The sequence below is a fragment of the Trebonia sp. genome, from assembly GCF_030042015.1.
Taxonomy (GTDB): domain Bacteria; phylum Actinomycetota; class Actinomycetes; order Streptosporangiales; family Streptosporangiaceae; genus Trebonia.
Genome location: NZ_JASIAL010000048.1, coordinates 1 through 9,501, shown reverse-complemented (window position 1 = coordinate 9,501; position 9,501 = coordinate 1). Strand labels below are relative to the sequence as shown.

The 9,501-nt window shown below is 66.6% G+C and carries 10 protein-coding genes and 1 tRNA gene; 6 read left to right on the top strand and 5 right to left on the bottom strand.

The window, feature by feature from the left end; all coding sequences use genetic code 11:
- Positions 1-481: DUF2637 domain-containing protein (locus Q1N79_RS02125; RefSeq protein WP_300603505.1), on the bottom strand; the 481-nt coding region annotated here is incomplete at its 3' end.
- Between the two features lie 175 nt (positions 482-656).
- Between Q1N79_RS02125 and cysS the strand changes: the two genes are divergently transcribed.
- From cysS to Q1N79_RS02095, 6 genes are all read left to right on the top strand, one after another.
- A complete protein-coding gene (gene cysS, locus Q1N79_RS02120; protein ID WP_300603502.1) occupies positions 657-2,090 on the top strand; it encodes a cysteine--tRNA ligase in 1,434 nt (477 codons plus the stop codon).
- Between the two features lie 16 nt (positions 2,091-2,106).
- Positions 2,107-3,141, top strand: coding sequence for a 23S rRNA (guanosine(2251)-2'-O)-methyltransferase RlmB (gene rlmB, locus Q1N79_RS02115; protein ID WP_300603499.1), 1,035 nt, complete (start codon positions 2,107-2,109; stop codon positions 3,139-3,141).
- A 40-nt stretch (positions 3,142-3,181) separates the two neighbouring features.
- Positions 3,182-3,257: transfer RNA gene (locus Q1N79_RS02110), tRNA-Thr, on the top strand.
- Between the two features lie 269 nt (positions 3,258-3,526).
- Positions 3,527-3,889 carry a hypothetical protein gene (locus Q1N79_RS02105; RefSeq protein ID WP_300603496.1) on the top strand — a complete coding sequence of 121 codons (363 nt, stop codon included), beginning with the start codon at positions 3,527-3,529 and terminating at the stop codon, positions 3,887-3,889.
- The gene (locus Q1N79_RS02100) at positions 3,886-4,284 is read left to right on the top strand and encodes a hypothetical protein (RefSeq protein WP_300603493.1); all 399 of its coding nucleotides are present in this window, start codon (positions 3,886-3,888) and stop codon (positions 4,282-4,284) included. The genes Q1N79_RS02105 and Q1N79_RS02100 overlap by 4 nt, the downstream gene beginning before the upstream one ends.
- Positions 4,277-5,341: a beta family protein gene (locus tag Q1N79_RS02095; protein WP_367185015.1), complete on the top strand. Its 1,065-nt coding sequence runs from the start codon at positions 4,277-4,279 to the stop codon at positions 5,339-5,341. Before Q1N79_RS02100 ends, Q1N79_RS02095 begins: the two co-directional genes overlap by 8 nt.
- Here the strand turns inward: Q1N79_RS02095 and Q1N79_RS02090 are convergent.
- The 4 genes from Q1N79_RS02090 to Q1N79_RS02075 all read right to left on the bottom strand — a co-directional run bounded on the left by Q1N79_RS02090 (position 5,319) and on the right by Q1N79_RS02075 (position 8,615).
- Entirely contained in the window at positions 5,319-5,840 is a 522-nt protein-coding gene (locus Q1N79_RS02090) for a sce7726 family protein (protein WP_300603508.1), read from the bottom strand. The two genes, Q1N79_RS02095 and Q1N79_RS02090, sit on opposite strands and share 23 nt — an antisense overlap.
- Before the next feature lie 816 nt (positions 5,841-6,656).
- A complete protein-coding gene (locus tag Q1N79_RS02085; protein WP_300603490.1) occupies positions 6,657-6,971 on the bottom strand; it encodes a VOC family protein in 315 nt (104 codons plus the stop codon).
- A gap of 4 nt (positions 6,972-6,975) precedes the next feature.
- Entirely contained in the window at positions 6,976-7,197 is a 222-nt protein-coding gene (locus Q1N79_RS02080; RefSeq protein WP_300603487.1) for a hypothetical protein, read from the bottom strand.
- A 311-nt stretch (positions 7,198-7,508) separates the two neighbouring features.
- Entirely contained in the window at positions 7,509-8,615 is a 1,107-nt protein-coding gene (locus Q1N79_RS02075; RefSeq protein ID WP_300603484.1) for a Fic family protein, read from the bottom strand.
- Between the last annotated feature and the right edge of the window lie 886 nt (positions 8,616-9,501).

Below are 9,501 nucleotides of genomic sequence, written 5' to 3'. Positions count from 1 at the left end.
CGGCGCGGCGGGCTGCGCGGCCGGCGCCGGGTGCCGCCGCGGTCGCGCGCGGGGCGCGGGATTGCCTGAGCATTGTCAGCATCAGGCTGAAACCGAGCAGGACGAGCACCCACGGCGCCGCCGCCACGACTCCCTCGGTCTGCCGGTGCGGCAGTGCCACGTTCATCGCGTGCACCGCGTCGGCCGCGCCGACCACCGCGACCATGAGTATGATCACCAGCCAGGCGTAGCACCGCGCCCACCAGCGTGCGTCCCGCAGCGTGACGGCGGCCACGCAGGCGATGACGAACACCGCGTCAAAGATCCCTGGATAGATGCGGGCAAGCCGGACGGATACGCCCGCCTGCGCGACGATCGCGTGGACGCCGCTGTACGACAGCACGAACGTCGCCGCCGCCAGGGCGAGCACCACGACCACGACAAGCACGTTCAGCAGCCGGGCGGGCCACCTGCGCCGGGGCGCGGGGAGATGGACATTCATCGGGACGTCGTTCCAGAGTTGCCAGAGGGGATACGGAGAGAAAAATGCGTTTTCTTCTAGTCTTGACTGTTCCTCACCGTATCGAGGTTAGTCCCGGATTGGAACGATCTCCGGACTTTGCCGGGTGTGTCGCCAGCCAGGCGGCGCGCGGCCCCGATACCGTACGCTGGTCAAGGTGACGCTCCGCCTCCACGACACCGCAGCCAGGGCTGTGCGCCCATTCCAGCCGATCACGCCGGGGCGGGTGTCGCTGTACGTATGCGGGGCGACGGTCCAGGGCGTGCCGCACATCGGGCACATGCGTTCGGCCGTGTGCTTCGACATCCTGATCCGCTGGCTGGAGACATCCGGTTACGTCGTCACCTACTGCCGCAACGTCACGGACATCGACGACAAGATCCTGCGCGCCGCGGAGGCCGAGCGCATTGCCTGGTGGGCGCTGGCGGAGCGCAACCAGCGCGCCTTCACGAGCGGCTACGACGCGCTCGGCTGCCGGCCGCCGGCCGTGGAGCCGCGGGCGACCGGGCACATCCCGGAGATGCTCGCGCTGATCAGGCGGCTGACCGACAGCGGGCACGCGTACCCGGCGGGCGGCGACGTGTACTTCGACGTGCGCACCGCCGACCGGTACGGCGCGCTGTCCGGGCAGCACCTGGCGGACATGCGGGCCGCCGATGACACCGACGGCGCGGCGAACAAGCGCGACCCGCGGGATTTCGCCTTGTGGAAGGGCGCGAAGCCGGGCGAGCCGTACTGGGACGCGCCGTGGGGGCCTGGCCGCCCCGGCTGGCACCTGGAGTGTTCGGCGATGTCGACCAGGTACCTGGGCCCTGTCTTCGACATCCATGGCGGCGGCATCGAGCTCCTCTTCCCGCACCACGAGAACGAGCGCGCGCAGTCGCGGGCCGCGGGCGACGACTTCGCCAGGTACTGGCTGCACAACGGCCTGGTCGAGATCGCCGGGGAGAAGATGAGCAAGTCCGTGGGGAACGTCCTGCTTGTCGCCAAGATACTGAGCCAGGTCCGGCCGCAGGAGCTGCGGTACTATCTTGGCCAGGCGCACTACCGCTCGCCACTTGAGTACTCACCGGAGGCGCTGGCGGAGGCTGCCGCCGCCTACCAGCGGATCGAGCGCTTCGTCACCCGCGCGCAGCGCGCGCTCGGCGGCGCCGCGGATGCCCCGCCGGCGGGAACGGGCGGGGAGGGCGCTCGGTCAACGCCGGCGCTGCCGGCCGCCTTCGCCGCAGCGATGGACGACGACCTCGCCATCCCGGCCGCGCTCGCCGCCGTGCACGCCACGGTGCGCGACGGCAACGAGGCGCTCGCGGCCGGAGACCGGGAGGGCATCGCCTGCCGCCTGGCGCAGACACGGGCGATGCTCGCGGCGCTCGGCCTTGACCCGCTGGCCCCGGTGTGGCATGACAGCGGCTCGGGCGACCGGCTGTACCAGGCGGTCGACGGGCTCGTCGGGCTGGCGTTGCGGCAGCGGGAGGGGGCACGGGGCCGCGGCGATTATGCTTCGGCGGACTCTATCAGGGACACGCTGGAGAGCATCGGGGTCGTGGTCGAGGACACACCGGAAGGCCCGCGATGGGAACTGAAGCGATGATCGGGCGGAGCGAGCGATGAGCGGGCAAAAAGGCGGCGGCACGGACGGCAGGGCGCCGGGCGGCGGGGGATACGCCAAGTCGGGCAAGCCCCGCCCGGGCACGGGCGGGAACAGGCGCGACGGCCTCGCGGGCAAGGGCCCGACACCGCCTGCGTACATGCGCACCGGCCATCCCGCGCAGCGGGCCGCCGCGGCCCGCGCTGCCGCGGCTGGCAGGCCACCCCGCAAGGCAGGGGACGGGCGCGGGGGAGTCGGACCGGCTCGTTCGGACCATGGGAATGAGAACCCGGCACCGCGGGGGAGCGGCGAGGGGCCGGAAATGGTCGCGGGCCGTAACTCGGTGGTGGAGTCGCTGCGGGCGCGGGTGCCGGCGATGGCGCTGTATGTGTCCGGGCGGGCGCAGCAAGACGAGCGGGTCGCGGAGGCCGTCCAGCTGGCGGCCGGGGCCGGCGTCGCCGTGCTTGAAGCGGGCATGGCCGAGCTGGACCGGCTGACCGGCGGCGCGGTGCACCAGGGGGTGGCGCTGCGGGTACGGCCCTACGAATACGCGCACCCCGAGGACTTCGCGCAGCGCCCGGGGGCGGCTCCCCCGCTCGTCGTCGCGCTCGACGGCGTGACCGACCCGCGCAACCTGGGGGCGGTGGTGCGGTCGGCCGCCGCGTTCGGGGCTTGCGGCGTCGTGGTGCCCGCGCGGCGCAGCGCCGGAGTCACCGCGGGCGCGTGGAAGGCGTCGGCCGGCGCGCTGGCGCGGCTGCCGGTGGCGCGGGCGACCAACCTCACCCGGGCGCTGGAGGCGTACAAGTCGGCCGGGCTGTTCGTGGCGGGGCTGGACGCGGCGGGGTCCACCGACGTGCGTGACATGACGATCGCGGACGGGCCGATGGTGCTCGTGGTGGGGTCCGAGGGGCGCGGACTGTCGCGGGTGGTCGCGGCGGCGTGCGACATGCTCGTGCGGATCCCGATGGCCGAAGCGACCGAGTCGCTCAACGCGGGCGTGGCCGCGTCGATCGCCTTGTACGAGATAGCCGGCGTGCGGTCTCGGCTACCATGACGGGAGTCGGCCCCCGCCGCGTGCGGCGGCCGTCGGGCCAGCCGGTGTAGCTCAGCAGGCAGAGCGTCCGCCTTGTAAGCGGCAGGTCAGCGGTTCGAATCCGCTCACCGGCTCCAGGTCAATATCAGCTAAAATGATTCCCTAGCTGCGGTGATAGCAGTCTGCGACATGTCTTTTCTCAGGTCGCCGTGCACGCGTCCACTTCGGCTCGTGGCCACCGGTAGCCATCCGCTGTTGCACGCAGGCTGCACGCGACCCACACCGCAGCAGTTCCGTGTGCTTGCCGAACTCGTAATCGCTAGCGCTGTTTGCGGCAGCGCCCTCTGCGTAATACGCTATCTGCTCAGAAGTTGATTTCCGTAATACGGTAAAGTAGGCTGAGGGTATGCCAGCAGGTGAACTCGACTACGAGGGGGTGCCGTACGGCGATCTCGTGTTCGAGGACATCGACTGGTCAGAGATTGGAGAGCACGACCCGGCCCGCCGGTCTGAACGGAAGGGAAGTAGCGAACCTGACGTGGCTACCGAGTGGGCTACTGAGGCCTGCCAGGACGAGCGCCGGTGGGTGCGCTCTGCCGGAAGCAAGTCGGGGCTGACGGTCAAAGTGACAGGATTCTCGTCCGGAGCAGGTTTCGCCGTAACGATCATAGTGGCACCAAAGGATCATCCACCGAGAACCCGGTGGTGGGGTGCCACGGCTTGGGCCGCCAAGCCGTCTGAGATCAAGCAATACGAGGAGGGCCAATGAGCGAGAGCGTGCGGGACATGCTCGCCCGCGAGGCCGCCGAAGCCGAAGAACGCGCCGACGCTGAGGAACGCGGCGAAATTACGCCAACGGCTGGTCAGCGTGGGCGTAGACGCGCAGCCGATCCGTCTCAGGTTTACGCGGTGCGAATCCCTGTTTCCCAGCTCCGCAAGCTCCGGGAAGCTGCCGATAGCCTCAACATGCAGCCATCTGCCCTCATTCGGCAGTGGGTAATAGAGCGACTGGATGCTCTAGACCCGAGCAGTGTCTCTGATTCTCACGAGTCTCAACCGCCGGATTCAGGCGGGATAAACCTGGGTCCGCGCCGCGTCCCGGTCGTCCATGAGCGTGATAGTGGACAGATCAAGAGTCGACGGCAGGTGAAGATCCGTGCCTGATGTGCTATATGTACCTATCTTGAAGGGCCGTCAAGGCGAACTTGCCGCGCTAGCGGCTATTCAGCCACTGACCAGGCAAGCGATCTTGCCCGTGCTGGAGATAGTTCCAGGGGCGGTTGAAGAGCCAGAGCGAGCTAGCCAACTGCGGACTCTTATTAGTCGCACAGCGAAGAGACTGGAGACATGGGCAGGTAGCCGACTGCTACTTGATGCAGCCTTCCTACCGCCCGAGGCGGCTCCAGGCGATGAATTCGGAGCTCTTGGCAATTCCGTGATAGCTGCCATCGACCAAGGGGTTGACGCAACACCTGTCGTTCACCTCGATGACGACCCGCAGGTCTATCGCGATGCAGCGACTCTCCACGGAGAGCTACACCGTGGTGTAGCACTACGCCTTAGTACCGAGGACCTGGACGAGGACTCCGAGGACATCGAAGATGCTCTGACCGAGTTGTTGGATACCCTCCACGTTGAACGTGGGGAGGTCGATTTGATCCTGGACCTCGGTGCCGTCAACGGTGATCTAAGCGTCCGTGCGGGTGCCCGCCTGGTGGTCGACGTGCTGCGTGGACTGTCAACTGTGGATGAATGGCGCAACGTCATCGTTGTGGGCGGCGCTTTCCCCTCAGACCTGTCTGCCTACGAGGCCTGGACCCTCGGTGAAGCGCCTCGGTATGACGCGACTCTCTATGATTACCTCCGACAGAGAAGGCGGCTCCGGCGGATTCCAACGTTCGGGGACTACGCCGTTACACATCCAATCCTCTCTGGACTTCCGTACCGGTCCGCTCCCCACCTGCGCTACTGCGTTGCTGACAGATGGCTAGTGCTAAAGGGCCGCCTTAACGACCCTCGGGGTCACGACCAGTTCTTCGAGATCTGCGAGAGGATCGCTGCCCACCCCGACTTCGCTGGCGCCGCCCTAGGTAACGCTGATGCCAGGATCGCCAACCCTCGACGCAAAGGCCCTGGCAACGCATCGACATGGCGAGAAGTCAGCACTACGCACCATCTCGACTTTGTCGTACGGCGCATTACCACTCTGGGCGAGCCTTGATCGCATTCCGGACCTCATCCTGCAACTCGTGCAGCGGCAACTGTCCTGCAAGTGCCTCCCACAAGCGCCATCTGGTGGCCTTCCTCAGGCCACCGCTAAGGCCACGCCTATCAAGCACCGAGTATGCCTCATCCCGCCAGAGCAGCTGGGCGATCGAGAGCGGCTTAGGTGCAGGGTTAGAACCGGGCTCTTGAATGACCTCGAAAACTGCACCTCGCAACGTCGGCCGAGCCAGCCATATGCCCCACCAGCTCGGCAGCAAATCCCTCGCGCGTTCGGCAGCAGCCAGTCCTTCAACAGCTAGCAGCGCGGTGTCGAGGATGGCACTGTACAACTCCACCTGTGAGGGCAGCCGCCCGAAGTTATCGCGGGCGCTCTTAACCTCACATCCGATGATTCGGCCGTTGATTGCCGCCACATCGACTCGTGTCGCGCCGACGCCGATGCTCCACTCCCGTCGGTACACGGTACGGCAACCACGATGTTGTCGCCGAAGCATAGCCTCAGCAGCCACAACAATCTCGCCCGCCCACACAAGATCCACTCTAATCCCCAAAGTTCTGACCAGAAAAGACCCACGCAGAGCTGTCGGCAGTCCGTTATCACGTGTTCTAATTCTCCTGATTCTCCAGGCATCGCGTGATATATGCCGACCGCGGAGGTTCGCTGCGCGTGTCTCGGGCCTGGCCTTTGGCCTGGCCCTCGCCGTCAGGCCCGCTGGGCTGGCAGAGGTCTCCAGGGTCAACGGCGCGCCGGGCGCGTCCCGCGTAGTGGGATGCGAAGCACCGTTGAGGCTGGAGGGACCAGCCCAGACAATGCGCGGCGTTCCGGCCCGGTGCTTGTGACCTTCGCCTGGTTACTGGCACACCGGCCGCCTTGACGATCGGCCCGGCCAGTCCGCATAGTCCGCAATCACGGTGCGTGACGGCGCGTTGTGCCTACGACGGGAAGCGGGGCATCGGCGCGGCGGGCAGCGGCCCGCACCGGTGCGCTTCCGCGCAAGAGGCAGCGGGCCAGGCTGCCCCGCCACTCGCGGCGAGAGCCCCCGTCACTCCCTGGCCGCTTCTGGCGAGGAAACTCCCCGCCTGCTTAGCGCTTCACCATGCGTGCCTTGCGCGGCCCTTTCGCGAGTTCCGGCCATGGGGCGGTCGGCCTGGCGCGCCGAAGGTGCGCCCTTGAAGCCGTAGAGAAAGTTGTCACACGCCCTCTGTGTGCTCGTCTGTGTGCTCGTCGCTCTGCCGGTTGGCTATTCCCATGGAGACCGCTGGGCTAGGAGTTCCGGGTACTCGGGCTGAAGTACGCAGAACTCGTTGGCCTACGGATCGCGCATGACCCAGAAGTCGAATCCGCGCTCCTCCTGGTGGTCCCAGCGGGTAGCGCCAAGTGCTTCCAGGCGTTTGACTTCGGCGTTCACGTCGTCGGTTTCCAGGTCGAGGTGCATGCGTTCCTTAGCAACCTTCGGGTCGTCGGTCCTCTGTAGGAGGATGCGTATCTCGGAGTCAGGCAGCTGCAGCTTGCGGTACACGTGACGGCTGCTCGCAGATACGTGGTCCTCGGTGGCCGCCAGCGCCGCTGCCCAGAAGGCGGCTGCCTGGTCCAGGTCGTCAACGTCGATGACGAAGTGGCACACGCGGCTACGGTGCGTCGCCGTACGGCCTTCCGGAGTCGATCAGATGCTGAGCCACGTCGCGGGCTTCGTCGCCGGTGCGGGCCATGACGCCCCATCCGGTGACGACTTCGCCGTCGTAGTTCATGCCGACCCAGCGGCCCCACGCGAAGGTGCCGTGCTGGTGCAGTGCCAGGTAAAGCGTGCCCTTGGAGCGGACTGCCGCGTCGGTGGAGCGGTACCAGCCCATCAGGGCCTCGTTGTCCCACAGGCGCAGTTCGCCTCTCCACCATCGCGCTGCGACGGGAAGACATCGACCTGGGCGCGGGCACCGTCACGGTTCGGCACGCTCGGGTCGAACTGCTCGAATCACCAGGCGCGGCGTTCGACGCCCACCCCAAGACCGATGCAGGTAAGCGCACGGTGGCGGTCCCGTCTCACGTGCTTCCGTTCCTCCAGGCGCACATGTCCGAGTGGGCTGGGCCTGAGCGCGCTTTTGTCGGACGCGACGTAGCCCTCCCAAGATTCAGCTTGGATAACGAGGGCGATGACGCTTGCCAATTAGACCGGCTCGGCGAGTTTTGCGCGCATCCACGGGTACGGGTCGCGGAGCGGTTTTCGCGTCGCGCGTCGGCGATCCTGGATCGTGTGGAGTGGCTCGCCGGCGATGTAGTGGCGGCCACGGCCGGTGCCGTGCGGGCTAAGGATGCCGGCGGAAGCGAGTGCGGTCAGGTCCCTGGTGGCTGTCTGCTCCGTCACCTCGGTACGTTTCACATAGCCGCCACGCCGTACCCGGTAGCCGAGGACCGCGTCGAACATCGCGTCAAGAGTCCGCTCGGGCAGGCCGTGTTCCTGGGCAAGCACATCGAGTTCGCTCCAGGTCTGCCGAGCCTCATCGACCCGCCGGGCGACTGTCTGGGCTTGCATGTGGTGCGCGCGGAGATTGAAGGTCAGCCACAGGTGCGGGTCGGAGCGTGGCTGCCACGAGCCGTGTCCGGTGTGGGCGAGGACGCTGTAGTAGTCCTCGGTGTTGGCGCCGAGCCACTCTTCGATGCTGCAGAATTCCGGCTCGCCGATGTCGGAACGGGTAAGTACGAGGGTCGCGAGTGCGCGGGCCATTCGCCCGTTGCCGTCCCGGAACGGGTGGATCATCACCAGGTTCAGGTGCGCCATGGCCGACCGGACGATGGGATCGCTGTTGAGGCCGACGTGCAGGCTTGCCGCGAGCGCTTCCATGAGGGTCGGCACGTCCGCATAGTCCGGTCCTTCATAGACGACCTGGTCGGTTCGCTCATCGTGGACGTAGATCGGCCCCTTGCGGTAGCGTCCTGGCGCCTTGCCTAGATCGTGACTGAGCATCATATAGTGCATGGCGCGCAGTTCCGTCGTGTCGAAGGTGGCGTAGTCGGCCTCGCTCATCGCGAGGACATAGCCGAGGGCCTGGCGGTACCCCTGTATTTCCAGGAACGTCTTCTCGTCGGCGCTGAAAGGTTCGTCGCCGTCGATCGCTGCTGCTGCGTCGTCCTCCGCGACCTCGTATCCCTCGATGCTGTTGGAGCCCCGAATATTGCGTGCCAGCGCGGATCGCCGCAGGCCGCCTTCCCACCGCCGCGGAGTGCGCAGGACATTGCGGAGGTCCTTGCGCATCTGGTGGATCTCACCGAGCACCACCTCGTCCTCGCTTGTCAGCGAAGGCGCGGTGTATAGAACCGGATGAGGGAATGTTGCATTCATACATTCATGTTAGCCAACGGATGACTACTTGAACCTATCATTACATCATCCCGGCTCACTCGTGGCCGAGGACCAGGCCGGCCCCCTTGCAGCGTTCTGGTTGCGGCGAAGCGAGAACCACCATCCGTTCGGTCAGAATCAGGTGAGCATCTTCGACGGGCTAGCCGGACGGAGGGGGCGATGACCGAAGAGGTAGCAGGCGGCCCAGTAGAAGAGCAGCGGACGTCACGGTGCCAAGCGACCGGTCGCCAGCGCTCGACGACACGCAGCGGCGCGCACGTGCGTCAGACGTTGAGGAGCCTGCGCCGTCAGCGCTGTCGGTGTGGCCGCGGTACGCATGGGCGACGGCGAACCCGAGATCGGACCCTGAGTTCCGTAGCTCAGGGTCCGATCTCGGTTGTTGGCAGTACTAGGCTGCTGTCCCGTCGTGCCTGGTGGACAGGGCAAATCCGGCCCTGCTAGCGTATGTCTCGCACCTTCCGCCTAGCGCGGTTCCGCTCGTCAGTGACTTCCGTTTTCGCTGGTCTGTACAGCGCTCAGCGCGATTGACCTTGTAAGCGGCAGGTCAGCCGTTCGAATCCGCTCACCGGCTCCAGCCAGACCACGTCAGAGGCCCCTCACCTGTCTGGGAGGGCCTTCCTGATCCGCTGGGAGCCACGCGGGGAGCCACGGCCACATGTCAGCCGCCGAACGGAGCACGGCCCCCGTAAGGCCCGCCGGTCATGGTGCGGGTCACGCCGGGACGGATTCGAGTAGTGGTTGAGAAGTGCATTCTGTTGTATCTGTGATCCAAATCGCCCCCCCTCGCGTCGTAATGAGG